The sequence below is a fragment of the Mesorhizobium sp. M0048 genome, from assembly GCF_040323405.1.
Classification (GTDB): Bacteria; Pseudomonadota; Alphaproteobacteria; order Rhizobiales; family Rhizobiaceae; genus Mesorhizobium.
In genome coordinates this window covers 17,693-43,329 of sequence record NZ_JAMYUV010000049.1, presented here as the reverse complement: position 1 = coordinate 43,329, position 25,637 = coordinate 17,693, and the positions used below count along the sequence as shown (strand labels likewise).

The following is a 25,637-nucleotide window of genomic DNA, read 5'->3' as shown; positions in this document are numbered from 1 at the left end:
GACCTGGAACAGAGAACCTTGCAGACCATCGACAACCCGTTCGGCACGAGGTTGTCACCCATGTCTTAGGTACATTCTGTTACCCATGTCTCCGGGTCGTACCTTCGATTTTTGGTAGCGGGAGAGGGACTTGAACCCCCGACCCCAGGATTATGATTCCCGTGCTCTAACCAACTGAGCTACCCCGCCAGGGCGGCGAAGGCCCGAAATCCAGCTTAAATCGGCAGGCATATCGGCGCGTTCGCCAAGGTCGCGCGGATATAAGGTTGCGAGGCCAAGCCTGTCAAGCATCGAAGTGGCTGCCGCGCCGGCATATTGCTGGCGCCGAAAGCTTTGCCGGGCAGACATTTGGGCGCACAGGCCGGGGTTGAGTTCAGCGAGGCACGTCGCTATGTCTCGGCCACGAAAGTCATGGTCATGAATTGATGAAACCGCGCATTGCAGTCCTCGGTTGCGGATACTGGGGCAGCAACCACATCCGCACCCTAAAGGCGCTCGGCGCGCTGCATGCGGTTTCGGACGTCAACCCCGCGCGCGCGGAGGGTTTTGCCAGCGAGCAGGATTGCCTGGCGATAGAGCCGGAGGCGCTGTTTGCCCGCGACGATGTCGACGCCATCGTCATGGCGCTGCCGCCGCAGTTCCATGCCGACATGGCGGTGCGCGCCGTGCTCGGCGGCAAGGACGTGCTGGTGGAGAAGCCGATCGCGCTGACGGTGGCCGATGCCGAACGCTCGGTGCAGGCGGCCGCCGATAATGGCCGTGTCTTCATGGTCGGCCACGTACTGCGCTTTCATCCCGCCTTCGAGACGCTGAAGGCGCTGATCGACAATGGCGAACTCGGCGAAGTCCGCTACATCCATTCGCATCGGCTCGGCCTCGGCAAGTTCCACACCGAAAACGACGCGCTATGGGATCTGGCGCCGCACGATCTGTCGATGATCCTGGCCATCACCGGCACCGAACCGGTCGAAGTGCGCGGCGAAGGCGCTGCTCTTCTCGACAATCTCAGCGACTTTGCGCATCTGCACATGCGCTTTCCCAACGGCCTGCGCGGCCATCTGTTCGCCTCGCGGCTCAACCCTTACCGCGAACGGCGGCTGACCGTTGTCGGCACCAAGGCGATGGCGGTGTTCGACGATGTCGAGCCGTGGGAGCGCAAGCTTGCCGTCTATCGCCACGCGGTGTGGCAGGACAGCGGCCAATGGGCGTTCACCGCCAACGAGCCGTCCTATGTCGCGGTCGGTGAGGGCATGCCGCTGACGCGCGAGTTGGAGCATTTCATCCACTGCATCGAGACGCGGGCCGAACCGCGCACCAGCGGCGAGGAGGCCATCCGCGTGCTGCGCATCCTGACCGCCGGCACCGTCGCCCATACAAGGCCCTAAGAGAAAACGCCGTCTATTCGGCGGGAACCCGCGCCGGCTGGACGGCAAGCCGCGTCAGCATCGCCTCGGCCTCGGCGCCGCGCTCGGAGCGCTCGATGAAGCCGCCGCCGAACACGCGCGCCTCGTTGCCATCGTCGGAATAGAGCACGCAAGCCTGACCGGGCGCGATGCCGGATTCGCCGTCGACCAGTTCCACCGAAGTGACACCGGCGCGGTGATGCAGCACGGCCGGGCGCGGCGGCCGAGTCGAGCGCACCTTGGCGAAAAGCTCAAGCCCGGCCGCCGGGATAGCGGTCAGCGGGCCATCGCCCAGCCAGTTCATGTTGCGCAAGAAGATCTTGTGGGTCTCCAGCGCCTCGCGCGGGCCGACGACGACGCGGGCCCGGTCGGCGTCAAGATGAACGACGTAGAGCGGCTCGCCCGAGGCGATGCCGATGCCGCGGCGCTGACCGACGGTGTAGCGCAAAATGCCCTCGTGGCGGCCAAGCACGCGCCCGTCTATATGGACGATGTCGCCCGGATTGGCGGCAGCCGGCTTCAGCTTGGCGATGATGTCGGAATACTTGCCCTGCGGCACGAAGCAGATGTCCTGGCTGTCCTGCTTGGCCGCAACCGTCAGTCCCATCTCCTCGGCGATGGCGCGAACCTCAGGCTTCGACAGGCCGCCGAGCGGAAAACGCAGATAGTCGATCTGCGCCTGGGTGGTGGCGAACAGGAAGTAGCTCTGGTCGCGGTCGGCGTCGACCGGCCGGTAAAGCGCGCGGTGGGCGCCATTGGCGCCGGAACGGATGTAGTGGCCGGTCGCCAGCGCGTCGGCGCCGAGTTCCTTGGCGGTCGCAAGAAGGTCGGCGAATTTCACCGTCTGATTGCAGGAAACGCAAGGGATCGGCGTTTCGCCGGCGACATAGCTCTCGGCGAACGGGTCGATCACCGCCTTGCGGAAGCGCTCCTCGTAATCGAGGACGTAATGCGGGATGCCGAGCGTCTCGGAGACGCGGCGGGCATCGTCGATGTCCTGGCCGGCGCAGCATGAGCCGGCCCGGTGCGTTGCCGCGCCGTGGTCATAAAGCTGCAATGTGACGCCGACGACGTCGTAGCCCTCGCGCTTCAGGAGGCCGGCAACGACCGACGAATCGACACCGCCCGACATGGCGACGACGACGCGGGTGTTTTCGGGGCGTCCGGGAAGATCGAGGCTGTTCATGGTTCTTTCGTTCTGCGCGGCGCTTCAGTGCCAATGGCCGGAATATAGGTCAAGCGTCTCGACTGCGCCAGCTTTGCCGGGCCGGTTCATTTTTCCTGCCGGGTTCAACGCGCATGCCGGCAGATGTTTCAAATGCCGATGAAAAGGCTAACGCCGCGTTCATGATCCTTACCTAACCATTAGGGTCTGCTTAGGCAAATTTTAAAGCTGTGGCGGTAATGTGGTGGGGATTGGGTCTTTGAGTTTTTTGTAGAGAGTACGATGACCGATCTAATTAGACCGCGAGTCAAATATGTTATCGGGCCAGACGGCAGCCCACTTACCATCGCCGATCTGCCGCCGACAAACACACGTCGCTGGGTTATCCGGCGCAAGGCGGAAGTGGTGGCGGCGGTGCGTGGCGGGCTTTTGAGCCTCGAAGAGGCGTGCCAGCGCTACAAGCTCACCACCGAGGAATTCCTGTCCTGGCAGGCGTCGATCGACGAATACGGCCTTGCCGGCCTGCGTACCACGCGCATCCAGCAATACCGGCATTAGGCGGATAAGGGCGCTGATCAGCGCCCTTACGTTTGCGAGGGGCGACGATCTGCAATTTCAGACCGTCAGCACCACCTTGCCGATCGGCCTGGTGGCGAGAAAGGCATGGGCTGCACCGGCCTGTTCGAGCGGAAACGCCTTTGCCACGTGGACGGCCAGCTTTTTCGCGTCGATCAATTTGCCGAGCTCCACCAGGGCGGCACGGTCGGGCACTACGGACATGCGCTCGACGCGGATGCCTCGCGTCCTGGCCTTTGCCTTGGTGGCATCGCTGACATCGAGCAGCGACACCAGAACGCCGCCAGTGGTGAGCACTTTCAGCGATTGCTCCGTATGCACGCCGCCGAACGGGTCCAGAACCAGATCGATGTCGCGGGCCTTCCCGGTGAAATCATCCCTTGTGTAGTCGATCACCTCGTCGGCGCCGAGCGAGCCGACGAAATCGAGCTTTGCCGGGCTTGCGGTCGCGACGACGTAAGCGCCGTGCGCCTTGGCGATCTGTACCGCCAGATGGCCGACGCCACCGGCTCCGGCGTGGATCAGCACGCGCTTACCAGGTTCGAGCCGGCCATGGCGAACAAGGCCTTGCCAGGCCGTCAGGCCGGCCAGCGGCAGCGCGGTGGCTTGCGCGTGATCCATGCCTTCAGGTTTCGGCGCAAGCTCATCAGCCGGGACAGCGGCGAGTTCGGCGTAGGCTGCCGCCTGTTTGGGAAAACGCGTCATGCCGAACACGGCGTCGCCGACCTTGAGGCCGGAGACGCCGGAGCCCAGCGCCTCGACAACTCCCGAGACGTCCCAGCCAAGGACAAAAGGCGGCTCGCCAAGCAGCGGATAGTGGCCGCCGCGCACCGCACCATCCACCGGATTGATGCCGGCCGCCTCGATGCGGACGAGCACTTCGCCGGCCTCGGGTGATGGCGCGGGGCGATCGGCAATGACGAGGACGTCGGGTCCGCCGAAGGAATTCTGGACAATGGCACGCATGGAAGGCTCTCCTGCTGGTTTTGATGTGCCGCTATCATTTGGATAGTTACATTCTCTTGTCTAGTATGTACCTTTTTGATATATACGCACCTCATGGATAGTGAAGATGTTTCCCCTTTCGGCTATGACGCCTTTCGGCGGTCGTGCCCGTCACACGCCGTGCTCGAGACGCTCGCCAGCAAATGGGTCTACCTGGTGATCTGTGCGCTGCGCCCGGGCCGGCTCCGCAACGGCGAATTGGCGCGCAAGCTCGAAGGCATCACGCCGAAAATGCTGACGCAGACGCTGCGTATCCTGGAACGCGACGGGCTTGTGCGGCGCGAGGTTTTCCCGGTCGTTCCGCCGCGGGTCGAATATGAGCTGACCGAACTTGGCAAGAACCTGGCAGGACTGCTCAATCAGATCAGAGCCTGGTCGGAGCAGCATGTGCCCGACATCAAAAATGCGCGCGCACGGGCGGCGGAACAGCAAGAAGATCTGGGTGCCTGAGGCGGGCACAGTTCGGTGCGCAGCAATAGCGCGCAAGCGCGACGCGCGTTAAAGTCTTGTTTTCAGCCGATCATGGCGCTGCGACCGCCGGCTTCCGTGTCGCGCGCCTTGGTGTCGCGCGATTCCAGCATCTCGGCCTTGGAAAGCTCCGCTTCGGCTTCGCTCAGCAATGATTCGGCGACATTTCGCTGCTGGGCGAGGTCGCTTTGCGAATTTCTAAGGTTGTCGCGGCGTAGACGTGCCGCCTTGGCGAAGGTCGGATAAGCAAAGTGATTGATGTCGGTGATGCCGGCCTTCTTCTCTTCGGCAGCGATCTGAAGTTCCAGCTCGACGGCCATGCGCTCGAATTCGGCGATCATCATGTCGAGCTGCAGCAGCTGCCGCCGCTTCTCGCTCACCTGAAATTGCTTCAGCCGAACGAGGTTTTCACGTGACTTCATGATTCGGTACTCCCGGAAACGCACACCTGCACATATCGTCCAATTCACCCGGCACGGCCCAGGCCTGACCCGTTTCCACCGGCTTTCCCGGAACTATGGGAAACAAACTCCTAAAGTTTTTTGCCGGCGGTAACCATTCGTTTACGGGCATTGTTAATCATACGGCTCAGGACTTAAGGGCGGGTAAAAATTCTGCTTCTCGTCGCGAAACCCGGCCAGCGAGTCCGAAGAGTCACTTAGTCTGGCTTATTAATGTGCCGCATTAACGGTTTGGGTCTGTGATTCGTTATTGGATTCAACAAGGTGTAGAAAGGGGTTAAAAAATCTGATACCGTCACGGACGGGGAATTAGGTTTTATTAACCATTCGATGGCAGCCTCTGCTCAGGGCAATCACTGCTCCGGTCCTGGACGGGTCGTGAAATGGTCCGGCAGCAGAAAAGGGGAATGAAATGCGCGTTCTGCTGATAGAAGACGACAGTGCAACCGCACAAAGCATCGAGCTGATGCTGAAATCAGAAAGTTTCAATGTCTATACGACGGACCTTGGCGAAGAGGGCGTCGATCTAGGCAAGCTTTATGATTACGACATCATTCTCCTCGATCTCAATCTCCCCGACATGTCGGGCTATGAAGTTTTGAGAACGCTTCGCCTTTCCAAGGTGAAGACGCCGATCCTCATCCTCTCCGGCATGGCCGGCATCGAGGACAAGGTGCGCGGCCTCGGCTTCGGCGCCGACGATTACATGACCAAGCCCTTCCACAAGGACGAACTGGTCGCCCGCATCCATGCCATCGTGCGGCGTTCCAAGGGCCACGCCCAGTCGGTCATCACGACGGGCGACCTGGTGGTCAATCTCGATGCCAAGACCGTTGAGGTCGGTGGCCAGCGCGTGCATCTGACCGGCAAGGAATATCAGATGCTGGAACTGCTCTCGCTGCGCAAGGGCACCACGCTGACCAAGGAAATGTTCCTCAATCATCTCTATGGCGGCATGGATGAGCCGGAGCTGAAGATCATCGACGTCTTCATCTGCAAGCTGCGCAAGAAGCTTGACGCCGCGTCTGGCGGGCAGAATTACATCGAGACCGTCTGGGGCCGCGGTTATGTGCTGCGTGAGCCCGAAGATATCCGCGTCAGCGCCTGAACTAGGGGCGTGATCCCAAGGTGGGTGCCGGGTTTTTCGGAAAAGAACCTGGCAAAACAACAAGATAGAGCCGATCCGATTTTGGTCGGAATGGAACAGCTCTGATCAGGCGGCAACCTTCAAGGCGCGGAAGCACTCGAGCAGTTGCGGCCGGTTGAACGGCTTCAGCAGGTAGCCCTGGGCGCCGGCTCGTTTTGCCCGCATGATGGCCCCGACATCGACCTCGACCAGCGAAATCAAAACCTGCGGCAATACCGGGCTTTCGATGGCGCGCACGCGGCGGATGAGGTCCTGCGCCTGCATGTCCGGCAAGGCGCCGTCGACGACGATGATATCAGGCATGTCGGCCGCGCACATCTCGATCGCCTCGTGGCCGCTGGCGGCTTCGATCACCATCATGCCGGAACCGCCCAGGATACGCCTTGCGACCTTCCTGATGACGCTCGAATTATCGACGAACATGCAGCGTTTCATTCCCGGACCCTCTTGCCGTTTGGCGAACCGGCAGCGTCGTGGCATCTGCCGGGGAACATAGGCCGATCTGGTAAAGAAGCCGAAAAGCCGTTAGGTAAAATTTTCCTGAAGGTGTTTTTAGTGAAATCTTCTTTCGCAATGCTTCACGCAATCAATCCGCAAGCGCGTCTCACAGATATTAAGACCACGCCGTAAATATGACTTGGAGAAAATACTTTCCCCGCTCTTTCGGAGAACTTCAGGCTGCGGAAAGGACGATCTCGTCGGCGGTCGCGTGGATCGAAATCGTCATGTTGGCTTCGCGGGCCAGGAGCAGCGTGTAATAGGGCTGCACCGAATGCGCGTCGATCGGCTCGTCCGGCCTGTTGCCGGAATGCAATTCCAGGAATTTGGGCGGCACGCGCAGCATCGGGCCGCTCGCCGCGAGCGCAAAGCGCGGCTCGGTCTCCAGGTTCTCCAGCGTGACCGCCAGCCTGCCGCCGCGCGGAATGGCGGCGTTGGCGACGAGGATGAGATTGAGCAGCAGCTTGACCTTGTTCTTGGGCAACAGCGCACGGGTCCCGTTCCAGACCAGTTCCGGCTTCTCGTTCTTCAGGAAGGCGATGGCCACGGCCTCGGCATCCCCGGTGTCGATCAGCATGCCGGCGGAACCGGCGGCGCCGAAGGCGATGCGGGCGAATTGCAGGCGGGCGGAAGCGTTTTTGGCGCTTTGGCGGATCAGTTTCATGGCGTCTTCGTCGGCGCCGCCCTCGTCGAGCAGCTCAAGCCCGTTGTTTATGGCGCCGACCGGCGAAATGATGTCGTGGCAGACCCGGCTGCACAAAAGCGCCGCCAGGTCGGGTGCGGAAAGGGTGAAAAGCTCGGCCATCGGCAAAAATCCCTGCAAATTTCACAACACAATGACCGGGCGGTCATGATCACGCCTGTCAACACGAATCACGCTCTCTCCCAAGCATTCTGAATACACAGCGCTTATGCGTGCAGCAACAAATCCAAAATTTTGATTGTCGAAAATGGTGTGTTCACGCAGCAGGGTGCTGCGCGGGCGATGCAAAACAGCCTTCGAACCGCCATCTTCATGTGAGAGTTTAATGGTTGAAAAAGGATTACGGCATAGTTTGCCCCTAACAGTCATCCTTAACGGCCGCCAAAGAGCCGTACGGATGCGAGGCGTCGGCGAAAGTGCTCCCTGACGGAGATTGGAAGCATGGTTTCCCGATTCTACGACCGGACTTTTTTCCGTGTCATCTCAATGACGATCGCGCTCATCGGCCTTGTCGCCTTTTCGGCATCGGCGGCGCGGGCGCAGGAATACACGGCCCAGGAGATCGTCGATTCCGGTCATAAATTCTTCGGTGCGACATCGGGCGGGCTCGCCACCGTCGTCGAGAAGATTTTCGCCACCTATGGCTTGCCGAACGGCTATCTGCTCGGCGAGGAGGGGTCCGGGGCGCTGATCGGTGGCCTGACCTATGGCGAAGGCACGCTCTACACCAAGAATGCCGGCGATCACAAAGTGTTCTGGCAAGGCCCGTCGCTCGGCTGGGATTTCGGCGGCGAGGGCTCGCGCGTCATGATGCTGGTCTACAATCTGGACGATGTGAGCAGCCTCTATAACCGTTTTGGCGGCGTCGCCGGCTCCGCCTATGTCGTCGCCGGCGTCGGTTTCAACGTGCTGAAGAACAACAATGTGCTGCTCGTGCCGATCCGTACCGGCGTCGGCGCCCGTCTCGGCGTCAATCTCGGCTACCTCAAGCTCACCCAGCGCGCGACCTGGAATCCGTTCTGACCGGCATGACGGAGCGACGGCGATTGGGCCTGTGATCCCGCGGCCCGAGCTTTGCCGCGGCATACTCTTGCCGTGGCGCCGGATTTCCGTCATGCGAAGATGGCAAAGTCGACCTTTGGCGGTTGCCATGCACAACGGATAGTCATCTTGGTCCAGTCGATCCTGTTCTTTGTTCTTGGCTTTTTCTGCGCGGGCTTTCTGGCGCTGATGATTGCTCCGGCCGTGTGGCGGCGGGCGGTGGCGCTGACGAGCAAGCGCGTCGAGGGTTCGATGCCGTTGACGCTGGCCGAGATCCAGGCGGACAAGGATCGCATTCGCGCCGAGTTCGCGGTTTCGGTGCGCCGGCTTGAAATGACCGTCAAGTCATTGCGCGAGAAGGCCGCCGAACAGCTGGTCGAGATCGGCCGCGACCGCGAAGCCCTCAAGGAATTGGCGGCCGAGCGGCAGGACAAGAACCGGGTCGTCGCCGATCTTACAACCAGGGGCGAGGAGCTTCGCAAGCGCGATGAGCAGCTGCAGCAGCTGTCGGAGCGGCTTGCGGAGACCGAACGCGCCCTCGAAAAGCGTGGGCTCGAACTGCGGAAACTGGAGCACATGTATGACGACGCCAGTTTCTCATCCAGCAGCCGGCAGATCGAGCTGGTGGCGCGCGAATCCGAGCTGCAGAAGCTGGCGAGCGACATTTCGCTGCTGCGCGGCCAGCGCAAGGAGGCGGACAGGCGCAGCCAGGAATTGGCAGCCGAAAGCAAGGCTTTGCGGGACGCGCTGAAGGCCGAGAAGAAAAGAACCGGCGACCTGGAAAAGAAAATCGAGCGGCTGCTCGCCACGCTGGCCGATCGCGAGGACAGGCTGGAGCGCCGCGAGAAGGAACTGGTGCGCCTTCGCGAAAAGCCGAAAAGCGCTGAAAGGGCGCCTGCGGGGGGTCTTGCCGGCGTGCCAGGCAGTCAGGTCAATGTGGCCGCCAACGGCGACATCGAAAAGACAACCGCCAAGCTCGACGCCGACCGCGAGCGGCTGGAGGCCAGGCTGACATCGCTGGCACGCGAGAACAGGCGGCTGAAGACAGATCTTGCTGCCGTCGAAACGTCGAAATCACGGGCCGGAGATGATGCCGGCAGCGCCAGCGCGGTATTGCGCGAAGAGATGAACGATCTGGCGGCGCAAGTCGTGGCCTTGACGGCAAAGCTCGACGGGCCGGATTCGCCGATCGCCCGGGCGCTCGCAGCGGCTGAGGATACGCGGCCGGGGAGCGGCGGACGCAGCCTTGCCGATCGGGTGCGGGCGCTGCAGAAGGCCGCTTCGACCGACTGAGATACCGCAAGCGCGAGCGCGGCGGCTCTGAAGCGCGTCGCGTTCGACCGGCCTCATCAGACGTGCTTTAAGTTATCGCAAAACCGCCGCACACTTTTGCGCAGCCTGCATCAGGCTCCGGAAAAATGATGCAGCGCGATGGCTGACGCGGCGGCGACGTTCAGGCTGTCGAAGCCTTGCGCCATACCGATCCGCAGCGTCTGCAGGCGGGCAAGCAGGCTTTCCGGCAGGCCTTCGCCCTCGGTGCCGAGATAGAGCGCCAGCCGCTCGTTTCTCTCGGCATCGCGAATGTCGATCTGCCCGCGCGGCGACAAGGCGAATTGGCTGAAACCTTGCTGGTCGAGCATTGCGGTGCAGCCGGCGGTATCGGCAAAGCAGGCGAAGGGGACCTTCAAGGCCGCACCCACCGAAACGCGGATTGCCTTGCGGTACAGCGGATCGCAGCAGGTCGGGTCGAGAAGCACGGCATCCGCGCCAAAGGCCGCGGCATTGCGGAAGATCGAGCCCATATTGTCATGATTGGCGATGCCGACCAGCACCACGATCAGCGCGCGGGCGGGCAGTGCGCCAAGCAAGGCCTCGGCGGAGATGGCCGCGCCCTTGCAGCCGATCGCCAATATGCCGCGATGCATGTGGAATCCGGCAATCCTGTCGATGATTTCGCCGGATGCGACATAGATCGGAAGCCCGGCAGGCGCCTTGCGCAAGACGTCATCGAGGCCAGCCAGCCGGTTTTCGAGTACCAGCACCGATTCTGCCTCGAAGCGCCGGGCGGCGAGCAGCGTGTCGAGCACCACCTTGCCTTCGGCGACGAAACGGCCTTGCCGGCCGGCAAGATCTCGCTCCCGGATGTCGAGGTAGGCTGCGACGCGGGGATCGTGCGGGTCGTCTATGCGGATCGGATCCATGGCTTCCTCGGCGGACCATGGCGTCGGCCACGAATCGGGATTCGGTTTCGGAAGGCATGATGCCGGATCCGAAGCTCAGACCGTATCTCAGCGTCCAAATGGATGCACGCCGTTCTAACGGTTATCCAGTCACCGGGCGCCGGGCCAGGATGGAATCTGCCCGGGCTTTGGCGACGGGGAATATTGATTCCCGCGGCACGGCTCTTCGGCAAAGCCGCTTCTGCAGAATTTCGATGGGGCGAGGGAACCGCACAGGGCCATGCCGCGTCATAGAAGCGGGCTCCTGCTGCGGTCCTGGAAGGACATCGATGATCAGGCTCCTCGTCGTCTTTGCCGCCACGCTTGCCCTTGCATGCGGCGTGGCCCGCGCCGCCAAGCTCGATCCGGCCACCGTCAATCAGGCCCAATTCACTGTCGGCGAACCGAAGGGTGTCGATCCGATGCTGCTGAAGGCGCAGATCCTTCTGGATCGCGCCCGCTTCTCGCCGGGCCTGATCGACGGTCGCCTTTCCCAGAACTTCGCCAAGGCCGTCGCCGCGTTTCAGGCGGCAAACGGACTTCCGCCCGATGGCAAGCTCAGTCCACAGACCTGGAGCAAACTCATCGCAACCTCCGCCAAGCCGGTGCTGGCGACCTATGAGGTGATGCGCAAGGATGTGCGTGGACCGTTCACCCGGCGTATTCCCGCCCGCTTGGAGAGGATGGCCCGCTTGCGGCGGCTCGGCTACCGCAATGCGGTGGAGAGGTTGGCCGAGCGCTTCCATATCAGCGAACAATTGCTGAGAATGCTCAATCCGGGCACCAGCCTCAGGAAGCCCGGCAGGACCTTGGTGGTGCCGGATGTCGACAGGGGCGACCCTCCCGCCGGCGTCGCCACCATCGAGGTCGACAAGGGCGCTCGCCTGGTGCGGGTGCTCGACCGTGCCGGCAAATGGCTGGCGGTCTACCCCGCCTCGATTGGGAGCGAGGAGAAGCCGGCGCCAAGCGGCATGGCAGAGGTCAGGCGCGTGGTGCACAACCCTACCTATCACTACGATCCGGACTTCGCTTTCAAGGGGGTCAAGACCAAGCGGCCCTTCACCGTCGCTGCCGGGCCGAACAATCCCGTGGGATCGGTCTGGATCGACCTTTCCATCGAAAGCTACGGCATCCACGGCACGCCCGAACCCGGCAAGATCGGCACGACCTTTTCGCATGGCTGCATCCGGTTGACCAATTGGGATGCCGAAGACCTTGCCTCGATGGTGCAGCCGGGCACGAAGGTCGAGTTCAAGGAGGAGATTGCGCAGGCCGCCGACGAGCGTGTTCAGTAGCAAGGCTGACTTGGCAACAAGGCGGATTTGGCAGCAAGGCGGATTTGGCGGCAAGCGGATTTGGCGGGGTGTTCTCCGCCTCGGCCGCTCAAGTCCCGGCGCGACGCAGCCGGTGAGCCATCTGCGACAGTTCACCTTCGCCAAAAATGCCGTCCAGCATATGCAGCAATTCGCGCACCGCCCCGGATTTGCAGGAATAATAGATCATTTGCCGATCGCGGCGGGTCTCGACAAGGTCGGAAGCCCTGAGCTTGGCCAGATGCTGTGACAGGGCGGATTGGCTGAGCGACACCTTCTCGGCTATGGCGCCGACCGACATCTCGCCCTCGGCCAGATAGCTCATGATCAACAAACGTTTTTCGTTGCCCATCAGCGTCAGAAACGCAGCCGCGGTTCCGGCGTTGGCGACTAGTTTGTTCGAGACCATAGATCCCCCATGCCTTCTTGCTCATCCGCCGCTATGGGGGCAATAGCGTCGGATTCCATAGACTTTCCCTATAGATGCACGCCAGCGATTCAGCGTCACTCGCAAAGGTAGAACATTTCGCTCAAATCTCAAGGCTTGCTTTCCATGCAAGCCGATTAACTGCCCGGCTGTGATTAATTTGCCGATCGGGCGGCCTTTGCCATATCGACCAGGACAGGCCTGAGGTCGCGTGCCGCTGCCAGCGGCTCGGGGAAGAAAACCCGACAGACATTGTCGCCGGATACGAGATCCATCCCGTCGGCGTCGAACCCGGTGACGATCCAGCCGTCGCCCCCGGCCCCGCCGAAATAACTTGCGTAGAGGGCAATCGCATCGAGATGGTCGGCGTTCATATGGTCGAGTGCCGATTGCTCGCCGACGGCAAGCTCTTCGACGATCGCTCCCGTCGCGACCAGATCGGTGCGGTCGAGCAGATAGGCCTTGCCGAAGCCGCCGTTCAGGCTGGCGCGCTCCGGTTCGACCCGAAAGATCGAGAAGTCGCCGAGTCCGGCATAGAGCTTCGCCTTGGGATTGTGGTTGAGGTAGCGCCGCTCGGCGCGGGCGTGTTCGTTCGATCCGCGTTCGAGCCGGACGGCGCGGCAGACGAGCGTCAGTCGCGGATGCGCCAGCGGATCGCCCTTGCCGGGTTCGCCGACGAGCAACGAGCAGCGCGGGTCGGCAAGGATAGCGCCGGTGTGGGCGGACAGCATCGAGACCAGGATCAATGGCGTACCGTCGATGTCGGTGGCGACGCCGACCCGGCTGGCCAGCGGCGAACCGGTCCCTGGTTCGAGCACCGCCAGCGCGCCGAAACGGGCGCTGCGGATCAGCGTCTTTGCCAGCCTGATCGCCTCGGCGTCGGTCGCGCGGATCACGTCTTTCCTGGGTTCGTCCAAAGCACCACCGTCGCTTTTATTTCGGCGCCATGCGGATGGCGCCATCGAGGCGAATGGTCTCGCCATTGAGCATCTGGTTCTCGACGATGTGCAAGACAAGTGCCGCGTATTCCGAAGGCTCGCCCAAACGGGAAGGGAAGGGTACTGCGGCGCCGAGCGAATCCTGCACCTCCTGCGGCATGCCGGCCATCATCGGCGTCCTGAAGATGCCGGGCGCGATGGTGCAGACGCGAATGCCAAAGCGGGCGAGATCGCGCGCCACCGGCAGCGTCATGCCGACGACGCCAGCCTTGGACGCGGAATAGGCCGCCTGGCCGATCTGGCCGTCATAGGCCGCGACCGATGCGGTGTTGACGATCACGCCGCGCTCGCCGCCCTGTAGCGGTTCGAGCCTCGCGGTCCGGTCGGCGACCAGGCGGATCATGTTGAAGGTGCCGATCAGATTGACCTCGATCACCTTGCGGTATTGATCGAGTGGGTGCGCTCCATCCTTGCCGATCGTCTTCAAGCCGATGGCGATGCCGGCGCAATTGACCAGAATGCGCGGCTCGCCGAGCGTCTCACCCACTCCCGCGACAGCAGCGGCACCGCTCTCCGCGTTGCTCACATCACATTGGACGGCGATGCCGCCGATGTCGGCCGCCACCTTGGCCGCCCGGTCAATGCCGAGATCGAGGACGGCAACCCTGGCGCCACGGACGGCAAGAGCGCGCGCCGTCGCCTCGCCAAGGCCAGAGCCGCCGCCGGTGACGATCGCAATCTGGCCGTTCGGGTTCATCTTGACGTTCGCCTCCCTGCCCAGACTAATGCTGCGAAGCCACCGTGCAACAGCGCCGGCACGGTCACGCCATCGCGGCGATGTGCTCGGCAATCCTTGCCTGGTCGGCGTGGCAAACCTCGCCCACCAGCCTTGCCACCGCGCCCGGCATGATCTCGTGCGCCAAAAGCCGATCGGGATCGACCGGACGCGGCATCGAGATCTGCCCGCGCGGCAGCCTCTTGAAGCCGAGCGGGCCGTAATAGGGTTCGTCGCCGACCAGCATCACGGCCGGCGCGCCGGCCTTGGCGGCGGCTTCCAGCGCGATTGCCACCAGCTTGCGGCCAATGCCGAGATTTTTGAAGGCCGGCCGCACGGCGAGCGGCCCGAGCATCAGCGCGCGGCCGGCACCGGCGGCGATACGCGTCATCCGTACCGAGGCGACGACGATTGCGCCGTCGACGGCCACGAATGACAAAGCGCGTTCGTGCGAGCCAGCTTGGCGGATCTTGTAGGCGGCAAGCACGAAACGGCCCGGCCCGAAAGCCTCGTTGTTGATGGCTTCGATTTCAGGATCATGCGCCGGAGTTTCCGGCAGGTATTTCACGTCGGCAAGGCTCATGGTCTTTGCGTTCCGGTATACGAGGAAAGGTTTGCTGCAAGCGGCAGCGTTCGCCAGTCAGCGCTTCATCAAGCGCGGGCGCTCTTTCGTCGTCGGTCGAACCGGATCACGGCAAAGTCAAACATGTGGATGTCCGCTACCACCAATTTTCAGCCGCCGCAATCGGCCGGCGCAGCCGACACGCACTCGACGCAGCCGTTGACGATCTGTTCAGCGTCGAGGATTTCCGCGGGGCCGCTTGCTGCCCTACATCGGGTAGGAACGCGAAAGGATATTTCATGGGATTGCTAGTCGAAGGCCAATGGCAGGACCGCTGGTACGATACCGGGGAGAGCGGCGGGAAATTCGTGCGCGCGCAGTCACAGTGGCGCGACTGGGTGACCCGCGACGGCGCGCCGGCCGAAGGACGAAAACGCGGCTTCAAGGCCGAGCCCGGCCGCTATCACCTCTATGTCTCGCTCGCCTGCCCGTGGGCGCATCGGACGCTGATCTTTCGCGTGCTCAAGAAACTCGAGGACGTGATTTCCATCTCGGTCGTCCATCATTTCATGGGCGCCGACGGCTGGACGTTCCTGGCCGAGGACGGCGCCACCGGCGACACGCTCTACGGCCTCGATTTCCTGCACCAGATCTACACCAGGGCCGATCCCGGCTATTCGGGCCGCGTCACCGTTCCCGTGCTGTGGGACAAACGCGAGCAGACCATCGTTTCGAACGAATCCTCCGAGATTATCCGCATGCTCAATTCGGCGTTCGACGAATGGGGCGATGCCAAGCTCGATTTCTATCCGGAACCGTTGCGCGGCGAGATCGATGCGGTCAATGCGCTGGTCTATCCCGCGGTCAACAATGGCGTCTACCGTGCCGGCTTCGCCACCACGCAGACAGCCTACGAGGAGGCGTTCGGCGAATTGTTCTCGGCGCTCGAGACGCTGGAGGACCGCCTGTCAAAGCAGCGCTATCTCGTTGGCGGCCGCATCACAGAGGCGGACTGGCGGCTGTTCACGACACTGGTCCGCTTCGACCCGGTCTATGTTGGCCATTTCAAATGCAATCTGCGCCGCATCGCCGACTATCCGAACCTGTCGAATTATCTGCGCGACCTCTACCAGGTGCCGGGCGTTGCCGGCACGGTGAATTTGCACCACATCAAAGCGCATTATTACGGCAGCCACGAGACGATCAACCCGACGCGCATCGTGCCGGTCGGGCCAGAGCTCGACTATGGCGCGCCGCATGACCGCGACAGGTTCAGGAAGGCTGCCTGATTTTACCAGTAAGGCGATACCGCTGCGCCATCAAAAACCTCGGCAATCCGTCGCAAAGTTGCCGGCGTCGTTCCCTGAGGCAAGCGGTCGAGCGGGAAGAAGCCGGCTTCGGCGATCTCGCGGTCAGGCAGCTTGGGTGCTGGCTGGTCGAACTCCTCGACCAGATAAAGGCCGACATGATCGCGGCGGCTGGCGCGGCGGTTGAAATGCAGCGACTTCAGCACCGGCGGTCCGGTCAGCGCGATGTTGCCTTCCTCGAAGACTTCGCGTGTCAGCGCTTCGATCATCGTCTCGCCCAACTCGACGCCACCGCCGGGCAGGTGCCAGCCAGGAACATAGGTATGGCGGATGAGGAAGACGGAATTGGAGGGGCGGTCGTGAATCAAGCCGCGCACGCCGAGCGTCATCGGCCGCCGCAGTACGAAATACAGGTGAAACAGCCTTGCCCTGAGGCCCGGCCATCCGGTCTGGCGCAGCGCTTGCTCCGGATCCGGCGTCGTCATCGTCCGCGAAACCGTGAGTGGAAAGCGGCGCGCGCCTCGCCTATGAAGAAAAGATGTTCAGGCTCGCGCATATTTCCGATGTCCATCTGGGGCCGCTCCCCGATGTAACCTATCGCGATCTCGCCTCCAAGCGCGTGGTCGGCTACGTCAATTGGCAGCGCAACCGCCGCCGCCACATGCACGACGCCGTCATCGACACGATCGTCGCCGACATGAAGGCCAGCGGGCCGGACCATCTCGCCATCACGGGCGACCTGGTCAATCTGGCGCTCGACGGCGAACTCGAGATGGCCAAGCACTGGCTGGAGACGCTGGGCTCGCCCAACGACGTGTCCGTCGTGCCGGGAAACCATGACGCCTATGTGCCGGGCGCCTTCGACAAGACCTGCCGGTCGTGGGCGGCGTGGATGACCGGCGACGGCGTCAATACGCCGGTCGACCGCAACACCTTTCCGTATCTGCGCGTACGCGGCGATGTTGCGCTGATCGGCGTCTCCACGGCGCGCGCCACGGCTCCGTTCATGGCCAACGGCTTCTTTCTGGAAGGCCAGGCGGAACGGCTGCGCGGCATGCTCGACGCCACAGGCAAGCGCGGCCTGTTCCGGGTGATCATGATCCACCACCCGCCGATGCGCGGCGCCGTTTCGCAGAACAAGCGGCTGTTCGGCATCTCGCGCTTCCACAGGGTGCTTCACCGGCACGGCGCCGAACTTGTGCTGCATGGCCATTCGCATGTGCCGTCGCTGTTCTTCATCGGCGCCCGCAAGACAAAAATCCCGGTGGTCGGCGTCGCCGCCGCCGGGCAGGCCCCCGGCAGTTCGCATGCGCCGGCGCAATACAATCTGCTCGACATTGACGGTGAAAAGGACAATTGGCGGATCAGGCTGACCCGCCGCGGCCTGACCGGGCCGGCATTGCCGCCCAGCGACCTGCAGACGCTGGAGCTTGGCGTCGAGGCCGAGGCGTCGATGGCTAGAGCAATTCCAGGAAAAGTGTGAAGCGGTTTTTCGGAATTGCGTCAAAACAAAGAGATAGAGCCGTTCAGCACTTCGGTGAAACGCTGAACCGCTTCAGAAGCTTATTTTCATCGCGACGATGCGATCCCAGAACAGCACGAGCGAAATCGCCAGGCCGACCAGGGCGCCGGCGGCGATCAGGCCGAGGCCGGAAAAGAACGCCGACCAGCCGTTGCTGCGCGCGGCGATCTGCAGCGGCGGCTCGGCCTCCGCCACCAGGGCGCGTTTAAGGCCGGCGACGGCTTGCTCGATGCCGCCTTCCATCATTCTCTGGCGCTCGACAACGCGCTCGGCGACATAGCGCGTCACCTGGTCGGCAACGACCTTCATGTCGGTCGATTCGGCGAGGACGACGCGGCCGATGCGCGTGTCCTTGAGAAAGCGGTAGGTGCGGCGGTCGCGTCCCATGGCGACATGGCTGACGGCGTCGATCCACAGCCGTGGCTGCAGGCCGGACGAGACGGCGAAGTCGAAACTGTCCATGTCGGTGGGCACGTCGCCGAAGACCGGCGCGAGTTCGGCGGCAAGCAGATCAAGCCGCATGCGATGCGCTTCGCGCATGTCGACGACGACATCGTCGCGGTCGGCGAAGGCGTTCTTGACGTCGCGAATGGCATCGGACAGTTTTCGCGACTGATCGATCTGGGTGATGTTCTCGCCTGCGTCCTTCATCGGCGTTGCCTCGCGGGTTTGGTTAACACCGAATTAACACAGCCGCCGGCAAAATGCACTTACCAGATCGACGGGCCGGCAAGGGTTCGGTGGAAGGAGCACCTGCGCCGCGGCCGTCCCGCGCGAGGACGGATCAGCTCGCCGCCGCAGCCAATTCTGGACGAAGTCGCCTGCTTCGGCGCCGCATGTTGCAACGGACAGCCTCGACGACCAGGCCGGGCGCTTCCTCGACCAGCATATGGCCGGCTTCCAGCACGTGGTGCAGATGAAAATGCTTCGGCAGGCCGTCCGCCTGGCTGACGGGCAGCATCGCGTCGTCGGTTCCCCAAACCACCATGACTGGCATATTCAGCGTTTCAAGCCGCTCGCTTGGGATGACGCCTTGCCGATCATCCCTGGTCATGGCGGCCGCGAGCTCGACAAGTGTCCGTAGCTGACCGGGACGCTGCCGCATCTCGTTGACGAGATCGACCCTATGCTGCGAAGGCCGGCTTTGTGGTCCCGACATGGCGGCAAGACAGGCGCGGATTTCATCCGTGCCGGCAGCGGCGGCGTAACGACGAAGCAGCGGACCATTGATCTCAGGACCAAAACCGCCCGGCGCCAGCAGCGTCAGCGAGGCTATTTTTTCCGGCTCGTTCAATGCCATCAGGGCGGCCACGGCGCCGCCCATCGAATGGCCGACGAGATGGGCCCGCTTAATCCCGCGAGCGGAAAAATCCGCAAGGACGGCACTGGCTGCAATCCTGGCCGGACCGCCGCCCGGAAAATCGAGTGACAGCCCATGCCCCGGCAGATCATAGGCCAACGTCCGCGCGCCGAGTGCCAGGGACGCGGCCACCTCGCGCCAATCGTCGTGGCAGCCACCGAAACCATGCAGCAAGGCGATGATTGTCGGGCCGGTGCCCCGTTCGGCGGCGTACAGGGATGGGGTCATGCAAACTTTATGGCTTGGTGCCGGGATCAGTCAGGATGCCGGGGGCGGTCTTATGCGGATCAGTCTTTGTGGGAGGTCAGACTTATGCGGAGATCAGTCTTATGCGCGATAAGACCTATGTGGGATCGGATTGGCCGGTTCAAATTGTGTCTGAATTGCGCTTTGGCCGTCCGGATGGCCAGTAAAATCTTCGCGATCACCTGACGTCGTGCACGCGCCCGGAGACGTCAGCTGGCGCCGCCAAGCCCGGCGGCGCGCAGGGCTTCCACCAGCCGGTTGGTCAGATCGGCGGGATATCTTCGTTCGACGAAGGTTGCGCGCGGATCGGCTGCGAATTTCGGGAATTTGGTGGTCAGTTCCTGCAGCAGCCTGCTCGCCAGCTTCTCGCGGCCGGCAGCCTTGGCACCGATCAGCCGCGCGGCCAGATAATGCGATTTCATTTCCGTCGTTCGCAAGCCGTCGCCGGCAAGCGTCGCCTTGTTCATGTCGCCCATCATGAACTCTCCGGCGAACAGCCCGTAATCCCACCATGTCGGATGGGCGCTGGCGATGTCCACCGCGTGAGCGATGATCGGGGTGCCCTCGCTGTACCTGCCGGCGAAAACCAGCCCGTAGCCATAGGCGGCGGCCATTGCGAGATCGTAGGGATTGAGCTCATAGGCCTTGCGCATCCAGCGGATCGATTCCGCGGAATCGCCCATGCGCGAGTTGAGATAACCAAGGGCGCGGTGCGCGTAGGGGCTGGTCGGGCCCATCTGGATGGCGCGATGGGCAAACGTCATCGCTTTGTCGATCGTCGCGTCGGCGGGGTAGGGATAGTGGTCGGTGACCGCTTCAAGATGCAAGGACGCGAGTTCCGAATAGACGAGCGACGACTTCGCCTTCCCGTTGGCAAGATCTTCGAGGCAGCGGTAGGCGGCTTCGTGCGTCTGGGCGTTCTGGTCGAGATAATATTTGCCGTTGAGCACCAGGCACGCCGTCAGCCCGGTCTGGATGCCGCTCTGCTCGATGTAGTTGTAGATCGTGCCCGAGGCGGGAAGAGCCGAGCTCAAAATGCCGGAGATCTGGTCCTCGATGGCGGTGTTCGCGCTGTCGCCGGCGGTCAGGTTGCGTGACAGCAGCACGCGGCCTGTTGCCACGCTTTGCAGCTCGAGCATGATGTCGCCGCTGCGCGGCCCGGGCAGGACATCGAATACGAAGCTGGCGGCGTCGGTAACTGGATCGGGCGGGCTGTCGGCATCACGGCCGATGAAATTGATGGTGTCGAAGCCGCTAAGGCCGGCGCGCAGCGATGCGGCGACACGGCGAGCCACGTCGCTGTCGGCCTTGATGGCGATGTAGACCTGGGGAAGGTTTTCAACCGGAGGCGCTGCAATGCTGGCGGTCGCCACCGCGGTCTCGACCGCCGTGTCGCCGCCGGTCAGCAACACCACGCTGCCCTGGCGAAGGATCAGCACACCCAGCATGAGGATGACTAGCGCGATCGCCAGCCAGAAGAATTGCAAATGGCGCTGCAGCGAAGGTGCAGCAGGGGCGACGGCTGGAACGCTCAGCAATGCAGCCGGATGTGTCCGGTTGCGGGCGTCCTCCAGCGATCCGGGCGGGGCGGTCGTCGCCGCCTCCTCTGTCGCTGGCTGCGGCTTGCTCTTTGCCTCCACCTCCGCCGGCAAGCGAATGGCATTGAGTTCGTAGGATGGAACATAGCCGCCGCGCGGAATGGCGATGCGGACCGGTTCGGCAACGCCCTCATTGGCGAAATACTGCTGCAGAAGCTCGCGCAGCCTGCCGGCCTGCACCCGCACCACCGCATCGGTCGACGGATCGAAATCGCCGTCCTTGCCGAAGACGTCCATCGCTATGGAGAAGCCCTTGAGCCGGTCGGCTTCGCCTGCCTGCTCGCGCTCGACGAGATAGCGGAGCAGCTTGCGCGCGCGCTCGGATCGTCCGAACGTTTCGCTGGCAAGCAATCGCTCCAGCGTTTCGCGCACTGCGGGGGCGGCAGGCGTGGTATGCTGCAAGTGTCGATCCCTTCGAATTCGGCACAGGTTGAGGTACAATCATATAGCGCTGGCGGCGGCTTACAAGCGTGTGCTTATGGTGCGATAGCGTACCCACCGGATAAAAGTCCGGTGGGCCGATGGCGCGAGTCTGGCAGTCTCGGCTAGCCGAGCTTTCGGCCGACGATGCGGTTGGCGGCCGAAACCACGGCTTCGAGCGAGGCGGCGACGATGTTGGTGTTGATGCCGGCTCCGAACAGCTTGCCGCCCGGATGTTCCATCTCGACATAGGAAATGGCCGAGGCATTCGAGCCGCGCTGCATGGAATGCTCGGAATAATCCAGCACCGACATCGGCACCCCGACATGGCGCGACAGCGCATCGACGAAGCCGTCGATCGGGCCGGTGCCGGTGCCTGATATGGTCACCTCCTTGCCTTTGTCGAGGATCACCGCTTCGACCACGCGCCGGCCCTTGACCTCGGTGTCGGGGTAGGTGTGGTGGTCGAGGAACTTCAGCCGCGCGCCGGGCTGGTCGACATAGGTATCGAGAAAGCGCTCGTAGATGCGCCTGGCCGGCACTTCCTTGCCTTCGGCGTCGGTGATCGCCTGGATGGCCTGGCTGAACTCGATCTGCAGGTTGCGCGGCAGGTTGAGGCCGTAATCCGCATGCAGCACATAGGCGATACCGCCCTTGCCGGACTGCGAGTTGATGCGGATGATAGCTTCATAGCTGCGGCCGACATCGGCCGGGTCGATCGGCAGGTAGGGCACCTCCCAATGCGGCGTGTTGGCCTTGCGCAGCGCCTTCATCCCCTTGTTGATGGCGTCCTGGTGCGAGCCGGAAAAGGCGGTGTAGACGAGCTCGCCGACATAGGGATGGCGCTCTGGGATCTTCAGCTGGTTGGAGTATTCGTAGACGTCCTTCATGCGGTTGATGTCGGAGCAGTCGAGCTTGGGATCGACGCCTTGCGTGTACATGTTGAGCGCCAGCGTGACGATGTCGACATTGCCGGTGCGCTCGCCATTGCCGAACAGCGTGCCTTCGACGCGGTCGGCGCCCGCCATCAGGCCGAGTTCGGTGGTGGCGATGCCGGTGCCGCGGTCATTGTGCGGGTGCAGCGAGATCAACAGGTTCTCGCGATTGTCGAGATTGCGGCACATCCATTCGATGCGGTCGGCATAGATGTTGGGCGTCGACATCTCGACCGTGGAGGGCAGGTTGATGATCAGCCTGTTTTCCGCCGTCGGCCTGACGATCTCGGTGACTGCGTTGCAGATCTCCAGCGCCACTTCGAGCTCGGTGCCGGTAAAGCTCTCCGGCGAGTATTCGAAACGGTAGCCGCCGCCGGCCTTCGCCGCCATGTCGGTGATCATCTTGGCCGCATCGGTGGCGATCCGCTTGATGCCGGCGACGTCCTTCTCGAAGACGACGCGGCGCTGCAGCTCGCTGGTCGAGTTATAGAAATGGACGATCGGGTTGGTGGCGCCCTTGAGCGCCTCGAAAGTGCGGGTGATCAGTTCCGGCCGGCACTGTACCAGCACCTGCAGCGAGACGTCGGCGGGCACGTTGCCTTGTTCGATGCACCAGCGGGCGAAATCGAAATCGGTCTGCGAGGCCGACGGGAAGCCGATCTCGATCTCCTTGAAGCCCATGTCGAGCAGCAGGGCGAACATGCGCGCCTTGCGTTCCTGGCCCATCGGATCGATCAGCGCCTGGTTGCCGTCGCGCAGGTCGACCGAGCACCAGATCGGCGCCTTGTCGATCACTTTCGAAGGCCAGGTGCGATCGGCAAGGCCGACGGTCGGATAGGGTTGGTATTTGCGGGCAGCGTCCGGCATGCCCCTCGCGGGCTTGGCGGTTTCCTCTACGTTCAGACGGATATCTTCTCGTGCGTTCATCGTCTTTTCTCCCGGCGGCTCGCGGATCCAGCTTCAGGCGGATTGGTGGCGAGCGGCGCCTTTACCAGAATTTCGTTCGCTTGATGTGACGTGCCAATTTGCAGACTGGCCAAGGAGCGTGCGCGTGAGCGGCGAATTCGACCGCCGGGCGCTCCTTCAGCGAACCCGGCGATCGCCGATAAGGCCGAGAAGCAGCAGGGTGGAGGCAAGCGCGCGAACGGTCTGGCCGGCAATGCCAGTCGGACGGGACGCAAAAGAGGTGGCGCGCGGGCTCATGGCGGTTTTCATACAGGAGCGGGCAAAGCGAGGCAAGTGGGAGCACGCCCGTCAGCTTGGGGCTGTTCGATGCCAGGGAAATCAATCAAAAGGATGACCGATGCCGGCGCTGCCCTTCACGCAGGGCGGCGCAAACCTGTCGCGATTGTCCGGGGTAGCCACATTTTGTTCTTGCTTTGTGCCGGCAGCTATGCTACTAATCTGGGTATGGTGCTAATTGGCTCCAACGACCCGCCTCCCGAGGCGGGTTTTTATTTTCGGCGTCATGCTTCGAGGACTACCCTATCGTCCCATCCGGCCGCTCCTTCCAGAGCACCGGAATCCGGTCCAGGAGGAAAGACATGGACACGCCCGATCCCATCCGCCGCTTTGTCGAAGCCACCAATGCCGGCGACACCGAAGCCTTCCTGGACAGTTTCACGCCGGATGCCTTTCTGAGCGACTGGGGCCGGTCGTTCCGGGGCCGCGAGCAGATTGCGCGCTGGAACCAGTCGGACAATATCGGCGTGCAGTCCAGGTTCAGCATCCTCGGCATCGCAGCAGCGGACGGCACCTGCCGCGTTCGCATCGCCGTCGAAGGCAACGGTTTCAACGGCGAGGGCGATATGGTCTTCACGCTGGACGGCGAGCGTATATCGAGCCTGGTGATCAGCTGACGCAGCCCAGCTGGTCTTTACTCCCGCAGGCTTCTCGCCACCAGCCGCGCCACGCTTGGGCCGACCAGAAGCACGATCAGGAAGCGTGCCGATTGCAGCGCCATGACGAAGGATATGTCGACATGCTGCGCGGCGGCGGCGATGATGGCGACGCTGTCCATGCCGCCCGGGCTGGTTGCCAGATAGGCGGTCAGCGGATCGATGCCGAGCAGGCGGCTGATCAGGAAGGCGAGGCCGCCGCAAAAGCCGATCAGGGCAATGATCGAGCCGACGATCTGCGGCAGCGCGCGGGCCGCGTGGCGCAAAATGGCCCTGGTGAAATTCAGGCCGATGCTCCAGCCGATCGTCGTATAGCTCAAGGCAAGCAGCCAGGGCGGCAACTGCATGGTCACGCCGAGCCCAAGATGGATCACGGTGCCGAAAATGAAGGTGCCGAGGAAGAACGGCGACGGCAGCCGGAAAATCTTGCCGGCGAGGCCGCCAACCAGCGCCACGCCGAAAGTCGCGGCTAAGCCTTGCGGGTCGACCGGTGGGAACCAGACGATGGCCGGCACCTCGATGCCCGAGGTGTCGACCCAGAGCTTGGCCACCAGGGCTGCCGTCATCGAGACGCAGATTGCGCGCAGATAAAGCATGAAGGCGACGAGGCGCTGGTCGGCGCCGAACGCATCGGCCATCAGCACCATGGCGGTGGCGGCGCCCGGCGACGAGCCCCAGACCGCGGTGGTGCCGGGCAGGATGCGCCAGCGGCTGATCAGCCAGCCGAGCAGGCTGGATGCCGCGACCGTCGCCATCACGACCCCAAGGAACAGCGGCCATTCCTTGTAGAAGACGGGAAAGATATCGGCCGAGATGGAACTGGCGACCAGGCAGCCGACGACCGCCTGGGCTGAGCCGAACAGAACCCGCGGCACGCGCACCGTGGCGCCGTTGGTGCCGGCGACGATGGCCGCCAGCATCGGTCCGATCAAGAGCGCGGCCGGCAGGGCGGCGAGTTCCAGCGCGCCGGCAAACAGCACCGAGACCACCACCAGGACGGGCCACTGCCAGGCCTTGTGGATCCGCGCCGGGTGCTCGATGGCCGGCGGGTTGGGGGAAGAATCCATAGATGGGCTCTTAGACCGGCCGCGAAAAAATGCGAACCCTTTTTGCGGGGTTGGCCTTGGGTGACGACTGCACTACGGCTTCTGTGGCGATCCTTCGCGCCCCTCTCTGTCCTGCCGGACATCTCCCCCACGAGGGGGGAGATCGGCTGTTCCAGGGCCCCGCTCATTCCTGTGGCGTTTGGCGATTGGCGAAAGCCGAGATGACGGACAATCTCCCCACTTGAGGGGGAGATGGCCGGCAGGCCAGAGGGGGGCGCTGGCCCGCCGGCCTCTCCCTCTATTCCGCCTTCACCGGCAAGCCGAACCCGCCAACAGGATGCGTCTCCACCTGGAACTCGAACCCGGCGATGATCGGCCGTGCCTTGGCGATTGCCGCCTGGACCTCGGGCAGCTGCAGCGAAGCCTTGTGGCTTTCGGCGTCGGTCCACACCTCGGTCACCCAGATCGCGTCGGCATCGGCCGGGTCGGTGGCGATGATGTAGTTCAGGCAGCCGGGCATGGCGCCGGTGCTGGCGAGCAGGATATCCATCATTGCGTCACGCTGGCCGCGCATCGCCCGCATCTTGCCGATCAGTCCGTACAT

At 63.0% G+C, this 25,637-nt stretch carries 27 protein-coding genes and 1 tRNA gene; 10 read left to right on the top strand and 18 right to left on the bottom strand.

Annotated elements, in window-relative coordinates:
* Positions 1-112: 112 nt before the first annotated feature.
* Positions 113-189, bottom strand: a tRNA-Met gene (locus NKJ84_RS27270).
* A gap of 236 nt (positions 190-425) precedes the next feature.
* On the opposite strand from NKJ84_RS27270, the gene NKJ84_RS27265 reads away from it, so the two are divergent.
* Complete coding sequence (locus tag NKJ84_RS27265; protein ID WP_352466761.1) at positions 426-1,385, top strand: Gfo/Idh/MocA family protein; 960 nt, start codon at positions 426-428, stop codon at positions 1,383-1,385.
* A 13-nt stretch (positions 1,386-1,398) separates the two neighbouring features.
* Here NKJ84_RS27265 and mnmA read toward each other — a convergent pair whose 3' ends face one another.
* Positions 1,399-2,589 (bottom strand): tRNA 2-thiouridine(34) synthase MnmA, encoded by a 1,191-nt coding sequence (gene mnmA, locus NKJ84_RS27260; RefSeq protein ID WP_023679564.1) that lies wholly within the window; start codon positions 2,587-2,589, stop codon positions 1,399-1,401.
* A 261-nt stretch (positions 2,590-2,850) separates the two neighbouring features.
* Between mnmA and sciP the strand changes: the two genes are divergently transcribed.
* Positions 2,851-3,126 (top strand): CtrA inhibitor SciP, encoded by a 276-nt coding sequence (sciP, locus tag NKJ84_RS27255; protein WP_023679563.1) that lies wholly within the window; start codon positions 2,851-2,853, stop codon positions 3,124-3,126.
* Positions 3,127-3,183: 57 nt separating this feature from the next.
* Here sciP and NKJ84_RS27250 read toward each other — a convergent pair whose 3' ends face one another.
* Positions 3,184-4,110, bottom strand: coding sequence for an NADP-dependent oxidoreductase (locus NKJ84_RS27250; protein WP_352508999.1), 927 nt, complete (start codon positions 4,108-4,110; stop codon positions 3,184-3,186).
* A 93-nt stretch (positions 4,111-4,203) separates the two neighbouring features.
* On the opposite strand from NKJ84_RS27250, the gene NKJ84_RS27245 reads away from it, so the two are divergent.
* Positions 4,204-4,599 (top strand): winged helix-turn-helix transcriptional regulator, encoded by a 396-nt coding sequence (locus NKJ84_RS27245; protein WP_352508998.1) that lies wholly within the window; start codon positions 4,204-4,206, stop codon positions 4,597-4,599.
* Between the two features lie 62 nt (positions 4,600-4,661).
* Here the strand turns inward: NKJ84_RS27245 and NKJ84_RS27240 are convergent, their stop codons facing one another.
* The gene (locus tag NKJ84_RS27240) at positions 4,662-5,039 is read right to left on the bottom strand and encodes a flagellar export protein FliJ (protein ID WP_023719275.1); all 378 of its coding nucleotides are present in this window, start codon (positions 5,037-5,039) and stop codon (positions 4,662-4,664) included.
* A 451-nt stretch (positions 5,040-5,490) separates the two neighbouring features.
* Between NKJ84_RS27240 and ctrA the strand changes: the two genes are divergently transcribed.
* Complete coding sequence (gene ctrA, locus NKJ84_RS27235) at positions 5,491-6,186, top strand: response regulator transcription factor CtrA (protein WP_006203583.1); 696 nt, start codon at positions 5,491-5,493, stop codon at positions 6,184-6,186.
* A 105-nt stretch (positions 6,187-6,291) separates the two neighbouring features.
* Here the strand turns inward: ctrA and NKJ84_RS27230 are convergent, their stop codons facing one another.
* Positions 6,292-6,660, bottom strand: coding sequence for a response regulator (locus NKJ84_RS27230; protein WP_254819118.1), 369 nt, complete (start codon positions 6,658-6,660; stop codon positions 6,292-6,294).
* Between the two features lie 238 nt (positions 6,661-6,898).
* Positions 6,899-7,528, bottom strand: coding sequence for a histidine phosphotransferase ChpT (chpT, locus tag NKJ84_RS27225; RefSeq protein WP_254819119.1), 630 nt, complete (start codon positions 7,526-7,528; stop codon positions 6,899-6,901).
* Between the two features lie 339 nt (positions 7,529-7,867).
* Between chpT and NKJ84_RS27220 the strand changes: the two genes are divergently transcribed.
* Both NKJ84_RS27220 and NKJ84_RS27215 read left to right on the top strand, forming a co-directional pair.
* A complete protein-coding gene (locus NKJ84_RS27220) occupies positions 7,868-8,449 on the top strand; it encodes a DUF1134 domain-containing protein (RefSeq protein WP_023679557.1) in 582 nt (193 codons plus the stop codon).
* Between the two features lie 147 nt (positions 8,450-8,596).
* Entirely contained in the window at positions 8,597-9,760 is a 1,164-nt protein-coding gene (locus NKJ84_RS27215) for a coiled-coil domain-containing protein (protein ID WP_352508997.1), read from the top strand.
* Between the two features lie 110 nt (positions 9,761-9,870).
* On the opposite strand, the gene NKJ84_RS27210 is transcribed toward NKJ84_RS27215, so the two are convergent.
* Positions 9,871-10,668: a TrmH family RNA methyltransferase gene (locus tag NKJ84_RS27210; RefSeq protein ID WP_352508996.1), complete on the bottom strand. Its 798-nt coding sequence runs from the start codon at positions 10,666-10,668 to the stop codon at positions 9,871-9,873.
* A 308-nt stretch (positions 10,669-10,976) separates the two neighbouring features.
* Here NKJ84_RS27210 and NKJ84_RS27205 point away from each other — a divergent pair, with 308 nt between their 5' ends.
* The gene (locus NKJ84_RS27205) at positions 10,977-11,981 is read left to right on the top strand and encodes a L,D-transpeptidase (protein WP_352508995.1); all 1,005 of its coding nucleotides are present in this window, start codon (positions 10,977-10,979) and stop codon (positions 11,979-11,981) included.
* A gap of 88 nt (positions 11,982-12,069) precedes the next feature.
* On the opposite strand, the gene NKJ84_RS27200 is transcribed toward NKJ84_RS27205, so the two are convergent.
* From NKJ84_RS27200 to NKJ84_RS27185, 4 genes are all read right to left on the bottom strand, one after another.
* Positions 12,070-12,408 (bottom strand): ArsR/SmtB family transcription factor, encoded by a 339-nt coding sequence (locus NKJ84_RS27200; protein ID WP_254819124.1) that lies wholly within the window; start codon positions 12,406-12,408, stop codon positions 12,070-12,072.
* Between the two features lie 173 nt (positions 12,409-12,581).
* A complete protein-coding gene (locus NKJ84_RS27195; protein WP_352509001.1) occupies positions 12,582-13,388 on the bottom strand; it encodes a HugZ family pyridoxamine 5'-phosphate oxidase in 807 nt (268 codons plus the stop codon).
* A complete protein-coding gene (locus tag NKJ84_RS27190; protein ID WP_352508994.1) occupies positions 13,360-14,121 on the bottom strand; it encodes a 3-hydroxyacyl-CoA dehydrogenase in 762 nt (253 codons plus the stop codon). Before NKJ84_RS27190 ends, NKJ84_RS27195 begins: the two co-directional genes overlap by 29 nt.
* Before the next feature lie 64 nt (positions 14,122-14,185).
* A complete protein-coding gene (locus NKJ84_RS27185) occupies positions 14,186-14,722 on the bottom strand; it encodes a GNAT family N-acetyltransferase (protein ID WP_254819127.1) in 537 nt (178 codons plus the stop codon).
* A gap of 278 nt (positions 14,723-15,000) precedes the next feature.
* Between NKJ84_RS27185 and NKJ84_RS27180 the strand changes: the two genes are divergently transcribed.
* Positions 15,001-15,990: a glutathione S-transferase family protein gene (locus NKJ84_RS27180; RefSeq protein WP_352508993.1), complete on the top strand. Its 990-nt coding sequence runs from the start codon at positions 15,001-15,003 to the stop codon at positions 15,988-15,990.
* 2 nt (positions 15,991-15,992) lie between these two features.
* On the opposite strand, the gene NKJ84_RS27175 is transcribed toward NKJ84_RS27180, so the two are convergent.
* Positions 15,993-16,493 (bottom strand): NUDIX domain-containing protein, encoded by a 501-nt coding sequence (locus NKJ84_RS27175; protein WP_352508992.1) that lies wholly within the window; start codon positions 16,491-16,493, stop codon positions 15,993-15,995.
* Positions 16,494-16,546: 53 nt separating this feature from the next.
* On the opposite strand from NKJ84_RS27175, the gene NKJ84_RS27170 reads away from it, so the two are divergent.
* A complete protein-coding gene (locus NKJ84_RS27170; RefSeq protein WP_254819270.1) occupies positions 16,547-17,491 on the top strand; it encodes a metallophosphoesterase family protein in 945 nt (314 codons plus the stop codon).
* A gap of 72 nt (positions 17,492-17,563) precedes the next feature.
* Here NKJ84_RS27170 and NKJ84_RS27165 read toward each other — a convergent pair whose 3' ends face one another.
* The 4 genes from NKJ84_RS27165 to leuA all read right to left on the bottom strand — a co-directional run bounded on the left by NKJ84_RS27165 (position 17,564) and on the right by leuA (position 23,016).
* Positions 17,564-18,181 carry a hypothetical protein gene (locus tag NKJ84_RS27165; RefSeq protein WP_254819130.1) on the bottom strand — a complete coding sequence of 206 codons (618 nt, stop codon included), beginning with the start codon at positions 18,179-18,181 and terminating at the stop codon, positions 17,564-17,566.
* A 133-nt stretch (positions 18,182-18,314) separates the two neighbouring features.
* Positions 18,315-19,118: an alpha/beta fold hydrolase gene (locus tag NKJ84_RS27160; protein ID WP_352508991.1), complete on the bottom strand. Its 804-nt coding sequence runs from the start codon at positions 19,116-19,118 to the stop codon at positions 18,315-18,317.
* A gap of 227 nt (positions 19,119-19,345) precedes the next feature.
* On the bottom strand, positions 19,346-21,136 hold the full coding sequence (locus NKJ84_RS27155; protein ID WP_352508990.1) for a tetratricopeptide repeat protein: 1,791 nt from the start codon (positions 21,134-21,136) through the stop codon (positions 19,346-19,348).
* A 143-nt stretch (positions 21,137-21,279) separates the two neighbouring features.
* On the bottom strand, positions 21,280-23,016 hold the full coding sequence (gene leuA / locus NKJ84_RS27150) for a 2-isopropylmalate synthase (RefSeq protein WP_352508989.1): 1,737 nt from the start codon (positions 23,014-23,016) through the stop codon (positions 21,280-21,282).
* 617 nt (positions 23,017-23,633) lie between these two features.
* On the opposite strand from leuA, the gene NKJ84_RS27145 reads away from it, so the two are divergent.
* Positions 23,634-23,948 carry a nuclear transport factor 2 family protein gene (locus NKJ84_RS27145; protein WP_254819134.1) on the top strand — a complete coding sequence of 105 codons (315 nt, stop codon included), beginning with the start codon at positions 23,634-23,636 and terminating at the stop codon, positions 23,946-23,948.
* A 17-nt stretch (positions 23,949-23,965) separates the two neighbouring features.
* On the opposite strand, the gene NKJ84_RS27140 is transcribed toward NKJ84_RS27145, so the two are convergent.
* Both NKJ84_RS27140 and NKJ84_RS27135 read right to left on the bottom strand, forming a co-directional pair.
* Positions 23,966-25,054, bottom strand: a complete 1,089-nt coding sequence (locus NKJ84_RS27140) for an AbrB family transcriptional regulator (RefSeq protein ID WP_352508988.1) — start codon at positions 25,052-25,054, stop codon at positions 23,966-23,968.
* 277 nt (positions 25,055-25,331) lie between these two features.
* Positions 25,332-25,637 carry a putative quinol monooxygenase gene (locus tag NKJ84_RS27135; RefSeq protein WP_352508987.1) on the bottom strand — a complete coding sequence of 102 codons (306 nt, stop codon included), beginning with the start codon at positions 25,635-25,637 and terminating at the stop codon, positions 25,332-25,334.

Excerpts from the sequence above, each read along its gene's own strand:
- ctrA (WP_006203583.1), top strand. The coding sequence starts at position 5,491 with ATGCGCGTTCTGCTGATAGAAGACGACAGTGCAACCGCACAAAGCATC.
- chpT (WP_254819119.1), bottom strand. The coding sequence starts at position 7,528 with ATGGCCGAGCTTTTCACCCTTTCCGCACCCGACCTGGCGGCGCTTTTG.
- NKJ84_RS27230 (WP_254819118.1), bottom strand. The coding sequence starts at position 6,660 with ATGAAACGCTGCATGTTCGTCGATAATTCGAGCGTCATCAGGAAGGTC.
- mnmA (WP_023679564.1), bottom strand. The coding sequence starts at position 2,589 with ATGAACAGCCTCGATCTTCCCGGACGCCCCGAAAACACCCGCGTCGTC.
- NKJ84_RS27240 (WP_023719275.1), bottom strand. The coding sequence starts at position 5,039 with ATGAAGTCACGTGAAAACCTCGTTCGGCTGAAGCAATTTCAGGTGAGC.
- NKJ84_RS27145 (WP_254819134.1), top strand. The coding sequence starts at position 23,634 with ATGGACACGCCCGATCCCATCCGCCGCTTTGTCGAAGCCACCAATGCC.
- NKJ84_RS27170 (WP_254819270.1), top strand. The coding sequence starts at position 16,547 with ATGTTCAGGCTCGCGCATATTTCCGATGTCCATCTGGGGCCGCTCCCC.
- NKJ84_RS27135 (WP_352508987.1), bottom strand. The coding sequence starts at position 25,637 with ATGTACGGACTGATCGGCAAGATGCGGGCGATGCGCGGCCAGCGTGAC.
- NKJ84_RS27180 (WP_352508993.1), top strand. The coding sequence starts at position 15,001 with ATGGGATTGCTAGTCGAAGGCCAATGGCAGGACCGCTGGTACGATACC.
- NKJ84_RS27265 (WP_352466761.1), top strand. The coding sequence starts at position 426 with ATGAAACCGCGCATTGCAGTCCTCGGTTGCGGATACTGGGGCAGCAAC.
- NKJ84_RS27175 (WP_352508992.1), bottom strand. The coding sequence starts at position 16,493 with ATGACGACGCCGGATCCGGAGCAAGCGCTGCGCCAGACCGGATGGCCG.
- NKJ84_RS27190 (WP_352508994.1), bottom strand. The coding sequence starts at position 14,121 with ATGAACCCGAACGGCCAGATTGCGATCGTCACCGGCGGCGGCTCTGGC.
- NKJ84_RS27205 (WP_352508995.1), top strand. The coding sequence starts at position 10,977 with ATGATCAGGCTCCTCGTCGTCTTTGCCGCCACGCTTGCCCTTGCATGC.
- NKJ84_RS27195 (WP_352509001.1), bottom strand. The coding sequence starts at position 13,388 with ATGGCGCCATCCGCATGGCGCCGAAATAAAAGCGACGGTGGTGCTTTG.
- sciP (WP_023679563.1), top strand. The coding sequence starts at position 2,851 with ATGACCGATCTAATTAGACCGCGAGTCAAATATGTTATCGGGCCAGAC.
- NKJ84_RS27160 (WP_352508991.1), bottom strand. The coding sequence starts at position 19,118 with ATGACCCCATCCCTGTACGCCGCCGAACGGGGCACCGGCCCGACAATC.
- NKJ84_RS27165 (WP_254819130.1), bottom strand. The coding sequence starts at position 18,181 with ATGAAGGACGCAGGCGAGAACATCACCCAGATCGATCAGTCGCGAAAA.
- NKJ84_RS27210 (WP_352508996.1), bottom strand. The coding sequence starts at position 10,668 with ATGGATCCGATCCGCATAGACGACCCGCACGATCCCCGCGTCGCAGCC.
- NKJ84_RS27245 (WP_352508998.1), top strand. The coding sequence starts at position 4,204 with ATGGATAGTGAAGATGTTTCCCCTTTCGGCTATGACGCCTTTCGGCGG.
- NKJ84_RS27250 (WP_352508999.1), bottom strand. The coding sequence starts at position 4,110 with ATGCGTGCCATTGTCCAGAATTCCTTCGGCGGACCCGACGTCCTCGTC.
- NKJ84_RS27185 (WP_254819127.1), bottom strand. The coding sequence starts at position 14,722 with ATGAGCCTTGCCGACGTGAAATACCTGCCGGAAACTCCGGCGCATGAT.
- NKJ84_RS27220 (WP_023679557.1), top strand. The coding sequence starts at position 7,868 with ATGGTTTCCCGATTCTACGACCGGACTTTTTTCCGTGTCATCTCAATG.
- leuA (WP_352508989.1), bottom strand. The coding sequence starts at position 23,016 with ATGAACGCACGAGAAGATATCCGTCTGAACGTAGAGGAAACCGCCAAG.
- NKJ84_RS27200 (WP_254819124.1), bottom strand. The coding sequence starts at position 12,408 with ATGGTCTCGAACAAACTAGTCGCCAACGCCGGAACCGCGGCTGCGTTT.
- NKJ84_RS27140 (WP_352508988.1), bottom strand. The coding sequence starts at position 25,054 with ATGGATTCTTCCCCCAACCCGCCGGCCATCGAGCACCCGGCGCGGATC.